We start from the raw sequence: 21,547 nt of genomic DNA, 5'->3' as shown, positions 1-21,547 counted from the left end.
CAAGCTCAACGCCCAGATACCGGACGGTGCTGTCCATCTTGGTGGACCTGTCGCGGTTTGATGCCGCTCCTTTGATAGCATTTATTGCAGCAAAGGAGACGAACTATGGGACTGAAACGAACAGACGAATTCCGTGCTGATGCGGTGCGGATCGCGCTAAAGAGTGGACTTACACGCAAGCAGGTGGCATCTGATTTGGGCGTTGGCCTATCGACTTTGAATAAGTGGATTTTAGCGCATCGCGACACGGATGTTGTGTCCGATAAGGACCTTGATCTTGTCCGTGAGAATGAACGGCTTCGACTGGAGAACCGCATTCTCAAGGAGGAGAGGGAGATCTTAAAATAGGCAACACAGTTCTTCGCGAGCCAAAAGCCATGAGATTCAGGTTCATCGAAGAACATCGTGACGCTTTTTGCGCTCATCGGATGTGCGCAGTTTTGGATGTCAGTTCTCGCGGCCTGCGGGCCTATCGCAGCCGACCTGCCAGCCAAAGGCAGAGAAGCGATATGGTTGTTCTGGCCCATATCAAGGAACAATCCCGGCTCAGCCTGGGCAGCTATGGGCGGCCGAGAATGACGGAAGAGTTGAAAGAACTGGGCCTGAATGTTGGGCACCGCCGTGTCGGTCGGCTGATGCGAGAGAATGGCATCCGCGTCGAACGATCCAAGAGATACAAGGTGACGACCGACAGCAACCACGCTTTCAATATTGCGCCCAACCTGTTGAACCGGGACTTCCGCGCAGATCGCCCCAACCAGAAATGGGTCGGCGATATCAGCTATGTCTGGACCCGCGAAGGCTGGCTCTACCTCGCCGTGATCCTTGACCTACATTCACGCCGGGTGATCGGCTGGGCGGTCAGCAACAGGATGAAGCGTGATCTGGCAATCCGGGCATTGAAGATGGCCGTGGCACTGCGGCAACCGCCCAAAGGATGTATTCATCACACGGATCGCGGCAGCCAATACTGTTCTCACGATTATCAAAAGCTCCTGCGACAGCATGGGTTCCAGGTATCGATGAGCGGCAAAGGCAATTGTTATGACAACGCCGCAGTTGAAACATTCTTCAAAACCATCAAGGCTGAGCTGATCTGGCGGCAGTCCTGGCCAACGCGACGGGCCGCCGAGCTGGCCATCTTCGAATACATCAACGGGTTCTACAATCCGCGACGAAGGCATTCAGCATTGGGCTGGAAAAGCCCTGTCGCCTTCGAACGGAAAGTCGCTTAAACGAGCACAGGGGGCGGCACTAAAATGCGACAGGTCCAGTGACGAAATCCTTCGCCGGGATGTTCGGTCTGATGGCTGTTGCCAACGGGTACCTGAGCGAGGACGACCCGGTTACAAAGTTTGTGCCGGAATTGGAGAGTTCAGGTGCATTTGGAGACGCGACCTTTGGGCAGGTTGAGGATATGACGGCATCGCTTGACTTTTCTGAAGACTATGCTGACCCCAATTCCGGCATCACCCAGTACTCTAAAGTCCTTGGGTTGAGAGAAGCCCCAGCGGATGAGATTCCTGCTGACAGCGTCTACACTTACCTGGCCACACTTCCAAAAGACGAAGCCCATGAGCAGGGAGACATTTTCCACTATCAGACGCCAAAAACCGATGTTGTGAACTGGGTCACAAATCGAGCCACAGGACGGTCTTTCCAGGATGAATTAACGAACCTCTGGTCGAAAATCGGAGCGGAAGGCGAAACCTATGTTCTTCTGGACAAAAACGGCACGCTATTTGCTGGCGGCGGCCTGAACGCAACTCCACGCAATCTTGCCCGCTTCGCAATAATGATGCTCAACGACGGCATGGTTGGAGCCGAGCAAGTCGTACCAAAAGAGGTTATCCAGAAGCTTTCGAATGGTGCGGATACTGAGAAATTCTCGAATGGCCCAGACGCAGGCGGCGTGATGGGCGGTGGCGATTGGAACTACCGCGCTCAGTTTTGGGTTCGTCATACGCCCGGCAAAGAGTCTTTCAACGCAATTGGTGTAAACGGGCAGTGGATCTACATCGACATTGACCGAGACGTAGCAATTGTCAAACAGAGCTCTCAGCCGGAATCGTCAACAAACTACTATGACGAGTACAATATCAACGCTTATGACGCGATTATCGCTTACCTGACCCAATAACCGCTTCTCGGCGAAAGCTAAAGAAAGGGCGCGCTCAACTTGTCTGCGGTACAGGTCGCCGCCTAGGCAACGCAAAAAAACATATCAATCACTTTTTCACAGCAATTGAACTACCACTTGGTCCGCAAGTGAGACATAGAACGGAAGCGCAGCGAACGGCCGGATTGGGTTTTGGCCATTTTCACGATTTGAATGTCCGGTTTCGGGAAATCGTGCTGCGCCGCCGCCGGCATTGCCGAGCTACGGTCGAGCAATCAAGGTTATTTTCTCTGCGCCAGCATCAGGCGGGTTCGTCCGCGATGTGTGAGTTTGACGAAGCCCGGAGCTCGCACTTGCAGCGAATGGCCGCAAAGCGGGCTGCTGCCGCAGCAATGATGGGTGTCAGTCAACGGCAGGAAAGGGCCGTTACCCATCATCTTTGATCCACACAGGGCGACGGGCCCCACTTGCTTGTGTTTTTTTCGGTTCACCATCTCCGACACGTGCCCAGAATCCTGATTTGCGGGGATGTGCTGTTTTGAGCTTAGCAAGATAGATTGCATGGTTGACCATTCCGCTTGGGCGGATTGCGTCCGCTTCGCCCGCCAGCAGGCCGAGTTTTCCGAGGTATTTTGCGCCGTGCCCATAGGCCTTGGAGCGTGCGCGGTCGAGGATGTTGTCCAGAAGGGCACGGTAGAGGATCGTCGCCGCCAGCGGATGATCGTGTTCCAGAAGGCCCGCAACTTTAGGCAGGGTGTGCCAGTCACCTCCATCCCAGCGGTGTGGGTGCGTCGTGATCAGTTTTGCCGCCAACTCAAGTCGTGGCCAGTCCAGGAAGAATCGCAGTGCCACTTCGGGGTCTGCCTTTTCCAACGCGAAGGCATGGGCGCGTTCTTCGACCTCGATATCCTCGAAGTCCGGCAGCTGTTTGAGGTGTTCCCGAAGAATGTCGGCGGACAACCGCGCCTCGAAACAGCGCCAACGCAGGGCCTGTGCGGCCGACCTGTCGCCGGTGGCGTCCAAGATGCGCGCCTCCAGACTGACCCGTTCTGGCGACAGGCCATCATCAGCTTCCCCAAAGGTGCGCCGCCCGGGCTTGCGCGCCCACTCCAGCGCCTCGGCGCTGCGACCGATCTCCAGAAGCTGTGCAGCGATCCCCAGCGTATCCTGCATATGCGGCGGCTTCTTGAACTCCAGTGCGATGAGCAGATCGAGATCCCCCCGCGCCGAGGCGAGGGTCTGACGCATCGCAGCCCATTGCGAGGTCATGGAGTAGAACCAGCCATCCGAATTGCGCGCCGCGTCCTCTACTTGCCGCTCGGCGATGGTGTCTTTCAGATCGCCGTCCCATCGCGCCAAGCTGTCTTGCGGCAGATGCGCCGCCACAGCCTCGGTCACGTCAGAGAGATAGCCATGCGTGCTTTCGCCAAGGGCGATCATAATCTTCTCGGGCAGCAGATCCGCTTCGGGTGCAGTCAGGCAATGCGCCAGATCACCGGTCGCATGGATCGCTTGATAATAGACGTCCTGCACGCGGCCCGAGGAATCGTCGACGCGTTCGAACACCTGTTCATGGGTAGCGATGAAGCGCAGCAGCCGGTCTATGGCCAAAGCCGGGGCGGCAGGGCCAAGCTCAGACGTGATCGTATCGGTCAGGCTACGCAGATCCTCGGCAAAGGCGCGGGCCTTGTCCCATTCGATGAAGCTCTTTGCCCGCGCCAGCCCGGACAGCCGCCGGTCGATCAGCTTAGCGATGGCGTCGGGGCCGGATTTCCCGGCCAGCGCCGCCTTGACCTGCCGCCGGAATCCAGCGTTGCGCTCGGCTTCTTCCATAACCAGTTGCGCGAGCTTGTCGGCACCAAGGTCTTTCAGCTTGTCAGTGGTCAGGGCAAGTTTGCGCGCCATGAGCAGGTCTCGTTAGTGAACTCTTTCCCCAATAAGTGCCCCGACCAGATCCTGGGGGCAAGTATTGGGTGTCCGACTAGTGAAATGCGGCAAGAAGACCCAATGGCCGCAATGCGAAAGCTGCGATGCAGCATGCGAATGCCGGGACAACGTCCGGACGGGGCCGTTCGTTCAAAATTAAGACTTGAACTAGCGACACTTCAGGCAGCCGGAGGTAACTTTAGTTGGCGGAAAGGTAAGTTAGTTGGTCAAAAGGCAAAATATCTCTGCATTTGACACCTTGTGTCAGATGCAGAGATATTTTGCCTTTTCGGAGTGTTAACTCTTTGTAGTTACAACCAATTGTTTTGGCTGCCGCGGCAATCCTGCCTTCGCCGCCAAGAAAAGTTTCCTTTTTTGTGATTAGACACAGGGAACAGGCTCACCCTTCTTTGAAGTCGAACATCGAGTTCTGCGTTCAAACCGCTGGAAACTTGCCTTTACTTCGGCGTCAAACGGCTGCCGGATATCAAAAGCAATTAAGCAATGAGATCTCGCTGAGATCTGCCGTCAGAAGGCAGCGGTTTACCTTCTCAAATTGACTCAGCTGACAGCTTGGAAATACACATATTAAATGTTCGACAGGGGTTCGGGAGACGATACTGATGACGATATCCAAAGGTCCTTCAGACGCAGAGCTCTCCGTTATGGTTCGTAAAATCCTGGTTCAATCGATAGAGCAAGCGAAAGTACCCACCTGGCGTGTGGCGCTACTGCCAATGTTGCTGGGGTCAGTATCCACCTTGGCTGTTATGGCTTTTGTAAAATGGCTCGTAGATTTCGGCTTGCTATGATGGCTTCCACTGAATGAGTGGTCACTACAGATACGATATAGTCACCTGTTGCAGGCTATTTCGGTTTTTGTAGGTAGAACCATCGCAACGAGGAATGGTTGGATACCGCGGCAAACATCTTTGCCTGAGTCCTCGAGTGTGAACAAAGCCCTAGATAATCCTTGGATGTACTCTGGTGTCGCCAAGTTCGAGCGGGCGTAACTGTCCATATGATAAGCCAATACATACCGTCAAATGCACATTCCAGACATTCAGAACTAGATTGCAAAGAGCGGATGAGCGTGGTTCGCGACGTACCGCGCCTGCATAGGCGCGCGGCTTGATCGATGGTGGCTTAGGGCTCGAAAGCACCTGTTTGAACCCACTGCAGAGATTGTCCGCGATGAGCCCAAACTGCGCCTCCAAGAAGTGAGCTATTCAGACGCTGTGTGAATATAGACTTGCGCGTTGCTGCGTCCCTGTATCCTGTTGTAGGCACTCTGTCCGTCGTCAGGGATTTTGGGACATATGGCCGCCTGATCGAAGATAGGATCTGGCTCAACTGGTTGTTGTGATTATGCGGCGGACTTGCGGTGAAGCAAGCGCCTGGTTTCGATTGTTTTCCGTTTAATCCTTTCGCGTTGTTTCAAAATGGTCTACCTGTTGCGATTTGGGGCCATCGAATTAGGTTTTCCGTTTGGTACATCCGCAGGACCTATTGATTGGACTCTCATCATTTCCTTTTGCACAATGGCTTTGCTGCTACCTTTTCAGGTTATTGATGCCGCAAAATTCTACCTTTGGTATCGAAAAGAACATCGGTGAACAGACGCTCGCAGTTTTGGGCATCATGGTTTGAACTGGATACGAACAAGAAAGGATGATTCGAATTGAGCCTGAGATTTGCGCATAGCTTCGCAATCGGCTTAGTTGAATAGCTCAGACATTTTGTTTTCATGGCTGCAAATGTGGCGCCAAACAGGCCGGGCACCTCTCCAATCGACGCGAGTTGCCACATTGCGGCCACAGACTAAAGGTGCATAACTTTTTAGTGAAGTTTGATCTGATTTTCCCCCTTAACGTGTGCTGTGACCTTTGTTAGCGAGAAGCTAATAAAATAAACAAAAGGTTACGGAATGCGTATTTTGAAGACCGCTTTTGGCGGAGTAGTTTTTGCATCTATCGCGTGTGCTGCATTTGCTGACGTTCCCGCGGGCATTGCCGCCCTTGAAGCTGGTAATGTTTCGGGCGCAGTCGAGGAGTTTCAGGCTGGTTTTGACGGCGGTGACGCAGATGGTGCGTTCTTCATCGGGCGCTTGTTTGAGATGGGTCTGGGAACTGAGCGCGACATGCGCCGCGCTGTCGAACTCTATAGCGCGGCCGCTGATCAGGGTAGTGCGCTGGCGCAGAACCGGCTTGGTTTGATGTACCTGAATGGTGAGTTGGTCTTGCAGGATTATCGGCGCGCCGCAGATCTGATTTGTGCAGCTGCGGAGTCCGGCGATGCCAATAGCGCGTTCAATTGCGGATTACTATTCGCGGATGGGCAAGGTGTCGACCAGGACGCAGACAAGGCGGTGAGCTACTGGCGGCAAGCCGCAGAGCAGAACCACGTGGCCGCAATCAATTATCTGGGTCAGGCCTACCGCGATGGCACAGGTGCAACGCAGAATTATGAGACCGCTTTTGAGAATTTCTCGCGCACCGGAGGAGCTGGCAATCCTTTGGGGCTCTTTGAACTGGCCAAAGCCTATCAGTCAGGCAACGGCGTGGATCAGAATCTCATCAAAGCGCATGGCTATGCCAATTTGGCGTCTGCGCGTGGCATGGACGAGGCTCGCGCTCTCCGAGATACACTAAATGCACAGCTGGATCGTGATGATCTGGAGGCAGCACAGAGCTTTGCCCGCGAATGGGAAGCAACGCCGCTGGGTCAGGCTGCGCAGTAGCGCGCTTTCAGGCTTTGAGTTCTCGTTGGTTCAGATTGGTTTAGCTGTTATGAAAACCCCCCTTTTATTCACGATATCTGTTCTGTGTCTCCTGAGTGGGTGTTCCAGTACGTCGCCTGAGCGCCTGAAAGAGATCTACGCTGTCGCTCCGTCGAGCGACGGCGGTTATACGGCCTCCATAGAAGTGCGCGCAAACCATGCCGATCAGCAGGATATGTTCAGCCAGAACGCATTCAACGAGATTTGTGCGGGACAAGCGTCCATCACGTCCCGTTCCGTCTCCGCCCCGTTCGACAAACAAACCACATACACACAGAAGACGTGGAATGCCGCCGCCGGGCAACTGGTCCAGACGGCGAGCTTCCCTGTGAACACGTCTCATGTTCGCATGACATACAGGTTTAAGTGTTCATGAAGAACAATGCGCTTCGCCTGTTGTTCGCTTGTATTGGCCTCGCTCTTTTTCACGTAACGGCTTTGGCGCAAGTGGCTGAACCGCAGCCTAGGGAAGAGGTGTTTTCGGACTGGCGCGTGACGTGTCAGGCGAAAGAGCAAGGCTTCGTTTGCCAGATGCAGCAAAGTGTTTCTGCTGAAGAGGATGGCCCTCCAGTCTTTCTGCTGAGCGTTTCTGACAATGAAGACACGGGGCAAAGCTATGCAGTCATAACGGTTCCTGTTGGCGTCTATCTGGCTCCGGGCATCGAGTTGCACGTGGACAAGCGCCGTCCCTTCAAAGTCTTGTACGAGGTCTGCGATCAGCTTGGTTGCCACGCGGGGTTTCGTCTGAACGGCGATGTCCTGGCGGCATTCCGGAAGGGGCTGGAAGTCAGGGCGCGGGTTTGGACGGCGCGCGACAAGGCCATTGATTTCCCGGTGTCGCTGCGCGGGTTCACCGCTGCATACAATCAATTCAGAACGGCGGGGAACAACTGATGGGTTTGCGATCCCTCTTCCTGACCACAGCACTCGGTCTCAACGCGATCTTGCTGATGGCAGCAGCTGTTTCAGCGCAAGGCGTCTCACCCGGTGATTTGCAGCGCATCGGCAACGATATTCTTCAGCAGCAAACTCAGCAGACGGAAGAACAGGAACGTCGTCGCCGGGAATTCGAAGAACGTGAAGATGTGGTACAGGACGAAGCCGCCGGAGCGGAACTCTATGTTCCTCCTCCCGGCGGGCCTTGTTTTGATATCCGCAGTATTGATCTCGAAGGTTTTGAGGCTTTCAAACGTGAGCCAGAAGGCTATCTTGATCTGATCGGCACCTGTGCGACAGCGGCCGACATCGCGCAAACACTAAACCTGATCAATACATTCTATCAGGAGCTGGGGTTCATCACGACCCGCGCTTATGTGCCGGAACAGGACATTGCAGACGGGTCTCTGGCGATCACCATCGTGCCGGGCCGGATCGAAGGCTATGTCTACGGAACCGGCAAACCGGCGGATGCACGCCTGAATACGGCCTTCCCGACTGCACGTGGTGACCTTCTGAACCTGCGCGATCTGGAACAGGGTTTAGAGAATATTAACGCGCCCCGGTCGGCCAGCGGACAGTTCCAGTTGGTACCCGGAGAAACACCTGGCGGGTCCTTCATACAGGTTGACGTGCAGGACCGCCGCCCATGGTACTTGGATTTCCAATTCGACAATTCCGGTTTTGAATCCACCGGCCGGATCAAAGGCACCAGCACCTTTGGTCTCGACAACGGGTTGATTTGAGCGTAACCGCTGCGGATCAAGCCAAGATCAGCGGAGAGCTAGTCGCCGGGAAGGGGCTGACGCTCAAATCCACAGCAGCCGGGATAGCCGTTGAAACAAATGCCGAGATTCTGGCCGAATCCCTGAATGTTGAGGCGCAGACTCGTATTGATTTTGATGGCAAGGCCGCCGCTCATGAGACAGCTTCTGTGTCGGCGGGAACCGAGCTGGCCACAGGGGCGGATTCAGAGTTGCTGGCCGACAGCGTGGCGCTCACCGGGGAAACTGCGCAGCTATCTGGTGAACTTCGAGCCGTTGATAGGCTGACGATTGAGGCAACGGATGGCGCGGTTGAGCATAGCGGTGTGTCTCGTGGGCAGAACGTCTCGATAATTGGCGACACTGTTGAGACTGGCGATACGTCGCAGATCGCTGCGGTGGATGGCCTCACTGTGACGGCAACTGATCAGATCCTCCTCGATGGCGAACTCGCCTCGGAGGCAGAGCTTGCAATCACATCGACCGGGGCATCAGTCACCATTGAAGATGGGACTGAAATGGTGGCGGACGCGCTCAATGTAGACGCCCAGACCCACGTCGCGCTAAACGGACGTGTTGCGGTTCAGAACCGAGCCGAACTCAAGGCCGGAGCCTCACTCACAACCGGAGACGCATCCGAGATTGTGGCCGGATCCATTGCTTTCTCCGGGACCACGGCTCTGATCGCCGGACAAGCTGAAGCACAGGACAGTGTTTCCATCGAAGCTCGTGATGGCACTTTGGAGCATGCGGGCAGATCTCGTGGACGGTCAGTCACCCTGTCCGGTGATCGTGTGCAAACCGGAAATAGCTCGCAAATTGCGGCCATTGCAGATTTGCAGGTAACAGCAACGGATCGGGCGGTCATTGACGGCACCATGATCGCAGGTCAACGGGCCGATCTTTCCGTGAAAGCTGGAGACCTTGATCTTCAAGGGCAGATAAACGCCCGCAACACCAATATTACTGCCTCCGGACAGACCAACCTGGGTGCGGAGGCGCTGGCGGTGGGGCAGTCGGTACTGGAGCTGCAATCCGGGTCGCTGAATGGAGGGCTTAGAGCCTCGCATTTCGATCAGTTGCGCGCTGGCGATGGTCTTGCGGTCACGTTGGAAACCGGTGGACTTACTGTCGCCGCATCAGAACGGGTTGAGTTCGATGGGGATCTTTTGCTCGATCTCGATGGTGACCTGGAGAACCGGGGTACGATCAAAGCGAGCGGTGATCTTCAACTGCGCAGTGGGTCTGATCTGAACAACCGTGGTGGTTTGTTGAAATCCGGCGAGACAATGCAGCTGGTCGCACGTGATGGTACGGTGCTGAACCAGTCCGGCCGCATCGAAGCAGATGGCGGTCTGGCTATCGAGGCCGAAACTTTCATCAACAGGTTTGATAGCGTTTCGACCCAGACTGCCACGTCAGGCGTTGAGATATTTGCCGGCACACCTGATAACAAGACGCGAAGTCGCACAGTCTCTACCGATCCTGCTGATCTGAAACTTGCCAGTTGCAGCAAAGGCATCATCCCCAACTCCTATACATCAAACAATTGCGCCACGATCTATAATTTTGGGATTTCGGATCAGTCCAATATCGGGGGTGTGACCTGGAGTTCCGGCACCTCTGTTACGACAACCGGCGCACGTCCGGAAATCCTGTCCGGTGCCGGGATCGCAATTCAGGCCAAGACCGTCCGCAACGATGCCGGTTTGATCTCCTCTGCTGCCGGGACCACAATCCAGAGCAATCGCTTCGAAAACACCGCCTATGAAGATGACCGCGTCACCCATTCGGCCACCTACACACGGCGAACGGAAGTCATTGATCACGGTAACAGCGATGCCAGCATCAGGGCCTATGAGTACATCAACTATTCGGCGGTTGAACGCGTCGAATCCAGCGGTGCAAGCTCTGTGTTGGGAGAGATCCTCGCTGGCGGTGCAATTAGCATCAACGGTTCGACCGTTCACGCCGACGGCAATATCAAAGCCGGAACCGCAAGTGTTGTTCCTCCGCGGGAAAACTCCAACGTAACCCAGACGTCTCTGCCTGATCTGATCGTCCCGGCCGCATCCCTGGCACCAGTGCAACCGGATGTTCTGGACCTACCTGCATTGGCGCCGGTTCAACCGGATGTGGTGAACCTCCCGCCTCTTGACCCGGTTCAGCCCAAGCTTCAGACGCTTGCAAACCTGGATGCTTTGATTGGTGAAGGTCGCACCAATTTTGGTACAATGCGGGTTTCCTACGATGATCTGCTCTCCTCCGATCATTTTCTGGACCGTTTGCAGATTCAGGATGAGCTGTTCCAGAACATCAACCGACCCACCGAATGGAACGGATATCAAAGCGACGGCGTAAGCTTTGAGGGTGGCAGCGCTGTCCAGATCCCAAATTCAGAGTTCATCGGGTTTGGTGACCGGTTTGGCTTGTCCGAAAGCGGGGTGTTGGCATCGCTGGATAAAGCCAATAAATCGGAAAGTGGTGATTTGAAGATTACTGCCGGCAGCATCACCGGTTCGGGTGGATTGCTGATTGCCGAAGACGGCACGCTGTCGCTGACATCCTTCGGCAACATCTCTTTTGAAGACACCGGGCTCGGCGGGGACCTGATCAAAATCATTGCTGGCGGGGACTTCTCCGGTAAAGCACTGGTGATCAAATCACGTTCTGACACTTCGATATTTGCTGCTGGCAACGTCACTATCGAAGGTCTGGCGCAAACAGAAGAATATTACACCAACACAAGTGTCACCAAGATCACCGAGAACCTTGCCTCGCGCTTTGACGTGGGTGGTGACCTGTCGATCATCTCCTCTGCTGACATGACACTGGCCGGTGTTCAGGCCCAGGTCACAGGAGACACGCGGCTGACGGCAGGTGGTGGCCTCTACCTGCTCGCCGAGCAATCCGGCGTCCAATACAGCGAAGGCGATGCGAAGAACGGGACGGATCGCCTGACCCTGACCGCCCAGGTTACGCAACTGTCTACAGGTGGGGACTTCATCGCCAATGCGGGCGGGGACGCGGTACTGGTCGGAACACAGATTGATGCGGGCGGAAAGGTACATCTGGCAGCGGCTGGCGATATAGTTCTGGCTGCCGCGCAAGACATAGCTAAATCGGAAATCCGCAAAACCAGCAGAGGGTTCCTGTCGAAGAAGAAGGAGACGCGATCTACGCTTGCCGTCACCAACCGCGGCGTCGGGATCACAGCAGGTGATGACATCGATATTATCGCCGAGACAGGTGACCTGACCACTGCTGGGACAGAGCTCGCCAGCGCCTCCGGTGACATCAACCTCACTGCGACCGAGGGCAACATTCTCGTCGGAACCTACACCGATGTGTTTGAAGAGACGCATATCAAAGAGAAGAGTTACCTTGGTGGGCTGCTGAGCAAATCCAGCCAGTTGCACACGGTCGATCACATCAATACTGGCACAGATGCGTTGGCAGCGCTCGATCTCAGCATCGTGTCCGGCTCAGACACTACTTTGGTCGGTGCAACGCTGTCAGCTGGCCAGAACCTGAACATAACAACTGGGGGTGATTTCTCGGTACGGGCCGCAATCGACAGCCACCGCTCAGAGTTCTTCGAGACCGACATGGGTCTGGTCACCATGACCACGATCACTGAGACCAGCTTTACGGAAACGGCCGTGTTGACCGAATTGCTTGCCGGGCAAGGCATGAGTTTCGAGATAGGCGGAAACGCTGAGCTGGTGGTGTATCAAACCGCAGGTGTTGATGCGCCGAACCCGCAAGATCTCTACCCTGAAGAGCTTCTGGCCATCGATGGGCTGGAACTGATCAGTCAGGAACTGGCGGATGAGTATTTCTATGACAAGAAAACTCAACTCTCGCCCGCATTCAAGGCGTTGGTGGCAATTGTGGTGGCGGCTTATGTACCTGGGATTGTTGCAGGGCTCGGACAGACCGTAACGGCCACTACCGCAGCAGGCGCGACAACCACTACAACTTCAATCGCGGGGATTACAACCGCGACAACGACAGCGAGCGGTATTCATCTGACTGCAGTTGGTCAGGGACTGTCTGCGGCAATTTCCAGCGCAACAGTTTCGACACTGGACGGTGTTGTCTCCGGTAATCTCGACCTGGGTGAAATCCTCGAAACGGCGACATTTTCGGGCCTTACAGCAGGGCTGACCGCTGGGATCAATTTGGATGATATCGTTGGAAAAATTCCCGAAGGCAGCCCGCTCAATGATGCGCTGCTTGGGAATTTCGGCAATGGTAACTTGACAATAGCAGGCGTCCTTGAAGGAACAATTGACGGCGCAATTTCTTCTGGGCTCAGTTCTGCAGTCTACGGAACTGACTTTAGTGATAATTTCACTGCAGGTCTCGCCACCACGCTTGTGAATTTGGCCACTGCTGACGCGCAGAACGTAATCGGAGGAACGTTCGAAGCGGGCTCAGCTGGAAACCTCCTGGGCCACTCGCTCCTCGGCTGTCTGCAAGCAGAGGCAACTGGAGCAGATTGCGCCTCAGGTATTGCGGGTGCCTTGAGTGAACAGGCTTATGTGGCGGCTGTCGGTGGTACAATTCCGCAAATCGGTACCGACGAATATCAGGCGTGGAAAGATCAACATAGTCAGAGTATCGAACTTGTCGGTGCAGCCGTGGGATTTGTGTTCTCCGGCGGAGAAGCTGAAAATGTCAATTCGGCCTCAAGCTATGCTGTCTCAGCCTTCCAAAACAACTATCTTACCAGCGCTCAACGAGCGGAAGTAGAACGCTTGTTGGCTGAGAAAAACGAGCTTCTGGGCGGGGAATGTCAAATTGATGCGACGAGATGCGAGGCCATCGAAAAGCGCCTGGCAGAGCTGGAACTGGAATCTGCGCTTAACACATTGGATCTGGAACAGGCTTGCAAATCCTCGCTAACCTCGGCGGCCTGTACCGCGCACGTCAACGAAGCCAGAAATTATATTGCATGGGCCGACGCCAACGGTCACCGGTTCGATGTCAACATTGGGCAGTTCTACCACCCCGGATTGTTGGGGCAAGGCAAGGCTGGTCTCGATCAGAGCATCATTCAGGCAATCGAAGAAAAGCCCCAGGTTACGTCATTGGACGATTTGCGCGACACCGTGCACAAGCTCAATCAGGCTGGACGGTTCACTGGCCTTTTCGGGGAGGCTGATGACCTGAAGCGTCAAGGCCAGCTGATGGACGAATTTGGTCGTTTGAACGACAAAAATGATCCATTGGTTCAAGTACCTTGCGGGCGGTCTCCCGTACCATGTTACTCGAACCGACGCAGTAAAATTCGAGGTGAACTGTTAGCCTACGGCATCAAGGACTTCTTTGTTCCACGCACAATCGGGGGTGTTATCTTTGAAGTCGGAACCGCAGGCGCAGGCACGCTCGTCAAGTTCGGTGGCAAGACATTCCTCCGTGTCGGTGACAATCTCCTGGAAGCAACCGCAGATGGCGCGGGTGGGTATAAGGTTGCTACAAATAGGATAGTCCCAGACGAAATTCTTGATCAGGCGGATTTGGATCGATTTGCCAACTTGCGAAATGATCTTGGCTTGACGAGTAACAACCAATTGAGGCGGAATGTTGCAGTCGGTGAAGGCTATGTGGATGGTGTCAATATCGGTGAAATCATCGGTGTAAGTGGTAGACGCGGTCCAGGTGTTGAAATGCCTGAGAACCCAATTTTCACAACCACAACGGTTGGTCATCCGCGAAATCTGGACTCAGAGGTATTTGTTTTGGAAAATCTTGCGCAGCGTTTGACACCACAATCGACTGGTACGATCAGACTTCTTAGTGAAAGAACGGTTTGTGCATCTTGTCAGGGTGTGATCACACAATTCAGAGAAATGTTCCCTAACATCAATCTGATCGTTCGTTCGGGTAGCCAGTGATGCCAAGTATCGATTACCTAAATGAATGCCGCAATTTTTATGCGAGAGTGCTCCAGCCGCAATTTGACGTGCCATTGGGAATCAGTGAAGCTGCAGTGAAGGAGTTGGAGCGCGAACTTGGATTCGCTTTGCCTGAAAGCTATCGTCAATTTTTGCTTTGGATGGGGAACGACAAGCAAGGAGCGCTCAGGGGCAGTGAGTGGTTTGCCGATGAGATCGTGTTCAATAACGAATTCCTTGATGAGTTCTTATCAGACAATGGCATAGCTGAAACGACTTCAGATAGACGTGTTTGTTTCTTCGTTCATCAAGGTTACATGGCGGCTTGGTTTGATTGCCTCGATGGCTCGGACCCGATTTGCCGATTCTATTCTGAAGCCAACTCGGAGCCGTTCGCAATCGATGCAGGCCCGTTCACCTCATTTCTGTTGAAGGAATTGCAAGGGGTGGCGGACGCAGTGAAAACATGAAGCTTCTTCGTTATGTCCTGCACTTGATAACTGTGCTGCTGATCTCAGTATTGGGTAGCAGTTTGGCCTTCGTACTGCCTCAAGCTGCAGCTGACATCGATTTTCACCAAGCCGAAACTTTGCATCTTTCACAAGCGAATTATGTTGGCTTCGCAGCCCGCGCACCACCAATAACCACCATCAATGTTGCGAGTACAGGCACTGCTGTTGTTGCGCATGGCAACGGTGTCTTCACTCATGGGCACGAAACCGTTGTTGTACTCTTCGATTTTAGCGCTGATTTTTTTGCTACAAATAGGGCACCGTTGCCGGATCGATATGATCTTGATGCTGAAATCGACGGAATTCGGAACTTAGGTGATCCAAATGCTGGCGTTGTAAACACTGACAGAGTGCGCCCAGTTAATGGTCGTGTTCCTATCAATTCACAGCAGTATGCAGGTACCACTTTTGAGTTGTCAGGTGAATTGGGACAAAGATACCCACATGGCGTACCATTTTCAGGTGCTGGTTACCCTGATTTTTCTCGCTATTCACAGGCTAACGTAAGAATTGAATTGACAGGTAGCCGAAGTGCAGATTTTACCGCAGCTAATAGAGCGGCTGGCTTGGATAGCACGCCACCAAATATGACATGGCACCATCACCAAGATGCTGGCTATATGCAGCTAGTGCCAACTGATTTGCATGAAGCTGTGCGCCACACTGGTGGTGTCGCAACTTCCGGCATAACTCCATACAGGTGACAATATGGTTGAGATAAATCAAAACGCGGAACCTACCAATCAGCATGCCATCGAACTGTTTCAACGGTTTATTGGCAAGAAGTTACCCAAAGACTACGCGAAGTTTTTGCTGGACTATAATGGTGGTTCGCCGGTGCCGGATGCCTTTGAATTTGAAGATGGCTCTGGTGGTTCGAGTGTGCGCTACTTTCATGGACTTCGGAAAAATGCTGATGATGACGACCTGCTAAGAAATATAGACGTATATAAGGATCGTATGCCTACGGATTTTTTGCCGATTGCATCTGATTTTGGTGGAAACAAAATTGTTATGGCAGTCAGCGGCCAATACTATGGTCGGGTGTTCTTTTGGGATCACGAAAATGAAGTCGACGAAGGCTCTGTGGCGGGAATGCAAAATATGAGCCTGATAGCTAAGAATTTTTCTTCGTTTTTGAGTGGGCTACATGTGTAATCGCACTCACCTATCCAACTCTTTAGAGACGTTGCTGAGCTCCAGTTCGATTGTGATGCGTTCGAGCAAATCTTGGAGTTCTTCGTGGGCGTGGTTGAGATTGACGGCATAGCTTTTGCCGTAATGTGGATAAAAGGCCGCAATCTCTCAGCGATTGGATGCAACTCCTACCAAAGTTGGAAAACGATGCCGCGCAGTATTAGTAAGAACGCGCGGCAATGCTATTGAAAACACTGCGGCATTCCTATGAGAATATGCAGCAAGTCGTGAACCGCAGAAAGCAGACCTCCGTCGAGACCGCAGCCTCGGTCGTTCTAAGCCTTTCGCGTCATTTGATAGAGCTAGTTATTCAGCTATGTTCGGTTGTTTCATCCATTGCCGGGAAAAACTGGCAAGCTGCACCCGGGCGAATCTTAGAGAGCATAGCATCACCTTCAAACACACTTCGGGAGGCGAGCTTCTCTTCAAGTTCTTGAACGCGTGTACCAACAAAGCGCGAACGACCGTGTGCACCTGCTTTCAGAGGCGGAATACGCTCAAATTTTGCAACGCCCTCACTTGTCTTTTCGATCTTGAAAATCGATATGATCAAGCCGTGTTTTACCCCGATTAGGCAATCGACTAATCTGGATCGTGGTTCGCCAAGGTTCCAATCCCCCAGAGTCACATATGCCAATTGCTCCTCCGCGCCCGCCTTGACCAAAGCGTTAGTGTCTTGCTGATTCAAACTCACGAAAAGAATGTTCCCTCGGAGCAACTCAACGTCACTTCGCTCGATGGGCTTGTCATAAAGCTCTTCAACTTGGTTTTTCTTCAACCACATGAGTCGGTCACCATGACCCGCGACCGCGTTGGTGTCGCCGACCAGAGGGATGAGGGCAGCTTCCAGAGCGAAGGATTCATCGTCTGTCATGCCATGTGAAACAATGAAAACCTCAACTTCTTGCCCAGCATTTTGGATAGCTTGAATTGTGCTGAGCTTATGTTCTTGCTCATTCAAGGGCTGGTCCTGTCGTCCTCTCGCAGCTACCGCGTGATCGAAACAGCGACTTCCATTGCCCTTTCCCACATAAAAGATGCGCTCTTTTAGAGAGCCCTTCGTTCTGGGATCAGCTAAGGCGTACACATATGCCTGCAATTTGGCCGAAGTCATCGAGTTGAAATGCTGCATTATCTTCTTTCAAACACGCATGGATAAATCAGTCTTTCAACGAGTAACTTGCTACGTTGGCTGCCTAAAGCGGGTATCGCAACATCAAAGACTTAGCGCCCCGCATAGCGAATTTCACAAGCTCGTTCAATATACAGACTAGGCTCGACACCGCCATTCGATGCGATGTGCTCAATTTTGACGAGTAGTGGTCCGCGTGACATCGGTTACTTCCGAGCCCTTTGCGGACCTCCGCTAGCTCGACTGATTTTGCTAGCGCAGCACGACATGAACGCAGAACCCAACTATTGCCGAGATCTCTCCATAAACAGTGCTTCTTGATCTCCATAGCGGCCCAAAACTTCATTCGCGAAACCGACCTTTTTTGCAACATTGATTGAGGCCGAATATGCAGGATCGAACATCGCCGAGGTATGCGTGCAGGATAGAGTCGTATCAGCCCAATGCATCATCGCGGTAACCGCTTCGGTTGCGTAGCCTTTTCCATGAGCGCAGGTTCTGAGCACCCACCCAGCTTCTGGTCTTCCGTCCAATGTTGGCTCCGTATCACGATGATAGTCCGCAAGGCCAACCTCGCCCAGGAAATCACCGTCGGCTTTGGATTGAACGACCCAATACCCAAAGCCCAAGAGTTGCCAGTGACCGGCATAGCGCAGTAGCCGCGACCAAGATTGCTCATGTGTCGACGGCACTCCGGATATGTGAGCAACAACCTCTTTGTCAGCCCACATTGATGCGCTGTCATGAAAGTCACTTACTTGATGGCCACGAAGAAGAAGGCGCTCGGTTTCGATCGTCGGCACCAGCGATGCGTCATTCATTTAATCAAACCCTTCAAATAGAATTCAGCGAGAGTTCCGAGCGCTTAAAATGTTGCAGGCGGATTTCGCACTCCATGATTGAAACGCGGGAAAGGTCAACCCTTGCAGACATTGATTAAGAGTGCCGCATCAGCTCACTCGGACTCTCTGAAGGCCTTCTCTGCGGTAGGTATCTTCTGTTGGCAAGAGCCCACACCCGCCGTTTATCAAGCTTCGGTCTTTCGTTTGTGCGGCAGGTCGAAAACCGCACATTCCGGACGTTCAAGTTCCAGTGTTGTGTGGCAGGTGGGCGGACGAAGCTGCCGCTCGCTAAAAAAGGCGGCAGCTATCCTCAGTAGTTACTTAGTCTGCAATGCACCTCACGAAAGCCTCGGAGAACTGGCCTCCTTCACCGCTCGGACATTGGAAGGCACACAGCCTGACTTTTCTGGTGTCAATGTCTTCCACGCCAAACGTCGATGCAACAGAGGCACCCAATGCTTGGATTACAGACAGATGAAAGTCTCCATATTGCGGCGCCGAATGACCATTTGAGTTATGCTGGTTGCGGCTTGTGAACTGTTCCAACGCTTCGCGGATCCGCTCAGGGCCGTCGGCTAAAACTTGGAACCCGCGCAAAAACGCTCTGCGACGTTCGCTTTTGGAAAGAAAACGGCGTTCAGCATGGCGATCGTGCAAGAGCAAGGTGCCCAAAGCTTCGGATGCTCGATACAAAGCCGGGATCGGCAATGTATCACACCATAGCGAGCTGTTGTGGCCGTAAACACGTCGAGACAAATAGATATCGATTTCATCGGCTCTTTCTGCGGTTGAAGACTGTGAGGCCGCGTGCAAAATCTGATCAATGTTCTGGCGGATGAGGTAAGTCGCATCCAATCGGATGTTACCTTGCACCTCGGGTTTCAACTTCAAAAGGGAACAACCGTGCGACAGGCATCTTTGGATCTGGCGAACCTGCCAATGATGACGATGGATGACCTCCCAAATCTCACCGCCATTCGCCAACTTGTCTGCCACGCATCTGGGGCAAACCCTCACGTCCCCGCGTGCCAGAGTTTCCGTGTCCATGGATTCGCCGCCAACGCAGTACTTCATCGACGATGTTTTGATGATCACGGTGTGATCGAAAAAGCCGGACTGTAAACCAGTCAGTTGTGCCGCCTGGCTTAGCGATTCTGCGCTTCCGGTAGAGAGCAATGTCAGGTCCAGACCAACATCGAGACAAAGTTCCGTCATGCTGGAGCAGAAATTCCGGGCCGCAACTCGGGACAAATACGATGTAGGCGTTTTGTTCGCATCCGACAGCACGAGGCCGGGTGTGGAGCGCTTACCCCCTACGCGCACCTTGAGGGCGCATCTTACCGGGCGCTTGCTAAGCAATTCCCTGCAGGCACGACCGCTATCTTCGAGCACCTGACCAAATGTGAAGCTGCCAACATCGCGCGTCAAAAGCTGCACCGCCACCGTGCCGTTGATTGGGGTCCGATATTGGACGCGCTGAGCCAATCGGGCGATGGCCTTGCAGATATTGTCAGGGATGCTGCGGACGCTGGTGACGTGGCAGAGGTGATCGGAATGGTCGGAAAACTGACCGAGAACGTGCAAACCCGCACCGAACTGGCGGATCGTCTCCGGCGACAAGAGCACCGAGAACTGGCTGAAGTGGTGCGCGAACTCGCCTCTGCTTTCGTGCTACACTCGCCAACGAAAGCACCGGGCGTGGTGGCTGCAATCATCGAAGGCAGGGCATGTGCCACTGTTCTATTGGAGGATTTGGATGACCATGGCTGACGATACGAATTACACTCTGACCATGGCGGACGTGCAACGGCTTTTAGACGATGTGAAACTGCAGCGTCACGAAGATGAGCTGTACGAGACAGTTGTCGCTCAGAAAGTGCACGAGATGTCTGAGAGCCCTGACCTTGAGCCGGGGCACTACAAACTGGCTGATCTGGGCACTGCGTACGACAACGTAATCCAAGCGCTGCAGCGTTTTTACGACATTGGGCAGAACCTGCAGGCCAGTGGTGAAACGGGCACCATGGCGCTGGATGGTGGCGATGTGCTGGACGCCTGCAATGCGTGTTGTCAGGCAACCGACGCGATGACCAAGATGCAATGGCGTTGGGAAGAGCTTCACCCGATGTTTGCCAAGGGTGGATCGGAGTGGACCAAAGAACAGATGGGGAGGTTGAAAGATGGCGCAAGTCCAGAAGATTGAGGCGCTGAACACTGTTGTCGATGACCAGCCTGACCCGGCGCATGACATCAACGGTGTTTTGGACATGATCGGAGAGATGGCCCAGATCACTGCGTCCTTTGCTCGCGATCCTAATCAAGATGCGCAGACCCGTGTTGGTGCTGCTGTGGCAACGGCGACGATCATCAGCAAGGCTACGCCTGCCCTCCGAATACGCGATGAGTTGATCAGTAAGGAGCGAAATATTGCTGCCCGCCGATTGGGGTATCGAAGCGCGTCTGGTGGAGATGATCCGTTTGGTCCGATCAGGCGTGCCGAGGCGATCAACACCCTGAAGCGCCACCGCCAGCGAGTGATTGGGAAAGATGATGGCTGACGCATACAAGATGTTGAGGGCCTTCGAACCAAAGGCTACTCGGGTGCTGGCAAAGCTGGCCGCAAAGGGTGACAAGCGTGCGATCAATCGCCTGCGCCGGGCGTACCCTGACAGTGCGGATGACCTGATTGCAGAGGCAAAAGACAACGACAAAAACCTCACTCAAGGGGGGTCGGTGTGACGCAATACATCCGTGGCTGGACCTATCTGAACGATGAAAAGCAGCCCCGGTCGATCAACCGGCATCACCGAACAGGTGGCTACCACGAGGGTAAGAACCTGCACCGTCTGACCTACGCCGGGTACCCTACGTTCTGGCCAGAAAGCGCGTCGAATGCGGAGAAGGGCGGGTGTGGCTGGCAAAGTTTTATTGCGATGACACTGGGTGGTCCCGGCCCTTCGTTTGGGTTCGATCTATACCGTCCCGAGCCTGAGCGTTTCGACCCCACAGGCTATTGGCGCAGTAAGATATTCCAGCCGGGCGACGACCCGGCATCGCGGCAGCGGCGTCGATATTGGCGGATGCAGTTTGTTCGCAGGGTGCTCGCGACCCAGAAATCTTTCCCTCACATGCGGGACATTCCAATGGACGAGCGACCGTGTCGGTATTGCCTGCAACTCTTCCAGCCGACCCGTGAGGCGCATTTCTTCTGCTCTGACGGGTGTCGTGTGGGCAGTCACAGATTTCATAGGCGAGTGACAAAGAACGGGGATTGGGGAAGCTATCAGCAGCGCCTGAGTAAGATCAGGGAGCGGAGATGGGAGAAACGAAATGCCGAGACGTAGATCAACAGGTCCAGACTTTCTGTCAAAGACCAACGCGATCCGAAGGGCGAATGGTCAGTTGCCTCTGACACCCTTGAAGGGGTCCATGTCAGG

The 21,547-nt window shown here is 53.9% G+C and carries 18 protein-coding genes; 14 read left to right on the top strand and 4 right to left on the bottom strand.

From position 1 onward, the window contains the following. Positions 1–105 precede the first annotated feature (105 nt). Positions 106–1,235 (top strand): IS3 family transposase gene (locus MHN28_RS18350; protein WP_239344021.1). Its coding sequence is split into 2 segments (ribosomal slippage): positions 106–346 and positions 346–1,235, totalling 1,131 coding nucleotides; the frame shifts between segments, so codons are not numbered across the junction. A 38-nt stretch (positions 1,236–1,273) separates the two neighbouring features. Beyond that, complete coding sequence (locus MHN28_RS18345) at positions 1,274–2,140, top strand: serine hydrolase (protein WP_239344020.1); 867 nt, start codon at positions 1,274–1,276, stop codon at positions 2,138–2,140. A gap of 405 nt (positions 2,141–2,545) precedes the next feature. Here the strand turns inward: MHN28_RS18345 and MHN28_RS18340 are convergent, their stop codons facing one another. Further along, on the bottom strand, positions 2,546–4,024 hold the full coding sequence (locus tag MHN28_RS18340) for a DUF6880 family protein (protein ID WP_239344019.1): 1,479 nt from the start codon (positions 4,022–4,024) through the stop codon (positions 2,546–2,548). 1,948 nt (positions 4,025–5,972) lie between these two features. Between MHN28_RS18340 and MHN28_RS18335 the strand changes: the two genes are divergently transcribed. The 7 genes from MHN28_RS18335 to MHN28_RS18305 all read left to right on the top strand — a co-directional run bounded on the left by MHN28_RS18335 (position 5,973) and on the right by MHN28_RS18305 (position 16,097). Then, on the top strand, positions 5,973–6,785 hold the full coding sequence (locus MHN28_RS18335; protein WP_239344018.1) for a tetratricopeptide repeat protein: 813 nt from the start codon (positions 5,973–5,975) through the stop codon (positions 6,783–6,785). Positions 6,786–7,196: 411 nt separating this feature from the next. Then, the gene (locus tag MHN28_RS18330; RefSeq protein WP_239344017.1) at positions 7,197–7,718 is read left to right on the top strand and encodes an invasion associated locus B family protein; all 522 of its coding nucleotides are present in this window, start codon (positions 7,197–7,199) and stop codon (positions 7,716–7,718) included. Further along, the gene (locus tag MHN28_RS18325; protein ID WP_239344016.1) at positions 7,718–8,506 is read left to right on the top strand and encodes a POTRA domain-containing protein; all 789 of its coding nucleotides are present in this window, start codon (positions 7,718–7,720) and stop codon (positions 8,504–8,506) included. The genes MHN28_RS18330 and MHN28_RS18325 overlap by 1 nt, the downstream gene beginning before the upstream one ends. Beyond that, entirely contained in the window at positions 8,503–14,427 is a 5,925-nt protein-coding gene (locus MHN28_RS18320) for a DUF637 domain-containing protein (protein WP_239344015.1), read from the top strand. Before MHN28_RS18325 ends, MHN28_RS18320 begins: the two co-directional genes overlap by 4 nt. After that, positions 14,427–14,897 (top strand): SMI1/KNR4 family protein, encoded by a 471-nt coding sequence (locus MHN28_RS18315; RefSeq protein WP_239344014.1) that lies wholly within the window; start codon positions 14,427–14,429, stop codon positions 14,895–14,897. The genes MHN28_RS18320 and MHN28_RS18315 overlap by 1 nt, the downstream gene beginning before the upstream one ends. Beyond that, complete coding sequence (locus MHN28_RS18310) at positions 14,894–15,643, top strand: HNH endonuclease (RefSeq protein ID WP_239344013.1); 750 nt, start codon at positions 14,894–14,896, stop codon at positions 15,641–15,643. Before MHN28_RS18315 ends, MHN28_RS18310 begins: the two co-directional genes overlap by 4 nt. Positions 15,644–15,647: 4 nt before the next feature. Then, the gene (locus MHN28_RS18305; protein WP_239344012.1) at positions 15,648–16,097 is read left to right on the top strand and encodes an SMI1/KNR4 family protein; all 450 of its coding nucleotides are present in this window, start codon (positions 15,648–15,650) and stop codon (positions 16,095–16,097) included. A gap of 349 nt (positions 16,098–16,446) precedes the next feature. Here MHN28_RS18305 and MHN28_RS18300 read toward each other — a convergent pair whose 3' ends face one another. From MHN28_RS18300 to MHN28_RS18290, 3 genes are all read right to left on the bottom strand, one after another. Continuing rightward, positions 16,447–17,097 (bottom strand): hypothetical protein, encoded by a 651-nt coding sequence (locus MHN28_RS18300; RefSeq protein WP_239344011.1) that lies wholly within the window; start codon positions 17,095–17,097, stop codon positions 16,447–16,449. A 455-nt stretch (positions 17,098–17,552) separates the two neighbouring features. Continuing rightward, positions 17,553–18,089 carry a GNAT family N-acetyltransferase gene (locus MHN28_RS18295; protein WP_239344010.1) on the bottom strand — a complete coding sequence of 179 codons (537 nt, stop codon included), beginning with the start codon at positions 18,087–18,089 and terminating at the stop codon, positions 17,553–17,555. Positions 18,090–18,431: 342 nt separating this feature from the next. After that, positions 18,432–19,595, bottom strand: a complete 1,164-nt coding sequence (locus MHN28_RS18290; protein WP_239344009.1) for a TniQ family protein — start codon at positions 19,593–19,595, stop codon at positions 18,432–18,434. On the opposite strand from MHN28_RS18290, the gene MHN28_RS18285 reads away from it, so the two are divergent. From MHN28_RS18285 to MHN28_RS18265, 5 genes are read left to right on the top strand one after another with little or no spacing between them, the layout of a single operon-like run. After that, the gene (locus tag MHN28_RS18285) at positions 19,578–19,880 is read left to right on the top strand and encodes a hypothetical protein (protein ID WP_239344008.1); all 303 of its coding nucleotides are present in this window, start codon (positions 19,578–19,580) and stop codon (positions 19,878–19,880) included. The genes MHN28_RS18290 and MHN28_RS18285 overlap by 18 nt on opposite strands. Further along, positions 19,867–20,313, top strand: coding sequence for a hypothetical protein (locus MHN28_RS18280; protein ID WP_239344007.1), 447 nt, complete (start codon positions 19,867–19,869; stop codon positions 20,311–20,313). The genes MHN28_RS18285 and MHN28_RS18280 overlap by 14 nt, the downstream gene beginning before the upstream one ends. Next, a complete protein-coding gene (locus MHN28_RS18275; RefSeq protein ID WP_239344006.1) occupies positions 20,291–20,668 on the top strand; it encodes a hypothetical protein in 378 nt (125 codons plus the stop codon). The genes MHN28_RS18280 and MHN28_RS18275 overlap by 23 nt, the downstream gene beginning before the upstream one ends. Continuing rightward, a complete protein-coding gene (locus tag MHN28_RS18270) occupies positions 20,661–20,849 on the top strand; it encodes a hypothetical protein (RefSeq protein ID WP_239344005.1) in 189 nt (62 codons plus the stop codon). Before MHN28_RS18275 ends, MHN28_RS18270 begins: the two co-directional genes overlap by 8 nt. Next, positions 20,846–21,454 (top strand): hypothetical protein, encoded by a 609-nt coding sequence (locus MHN28_RS18265; protein WP_239344004.1) that lies wholly within the window; start codon positions 20,846–20,848, stop codon positions 21,452–21,454. The genes MHN28_RS18270 and MHN28_RS18265 overlap by 4 nt, the downstream gene beginning before the upstream one ends. Positions 21,455–21,547: the final 93 nt, after the last annotated feature.

The sequence above is a fragment of the Ruegeria sp. Ofav3-42 genome (genome assembly GCF_022347725.1).
Taxonomy (GTDB): domain Bacteria; phylum Pseudomonadota; class Alphaproteobacteria; order Rhodobacterales; family Rhodobacteraceae; genus Ruegeria.
The sequence above is the reverse complement of the archived record's forward strand: the minus strand, read 5'-3'. Positions and strand labels throughout refer to the sequence as shown.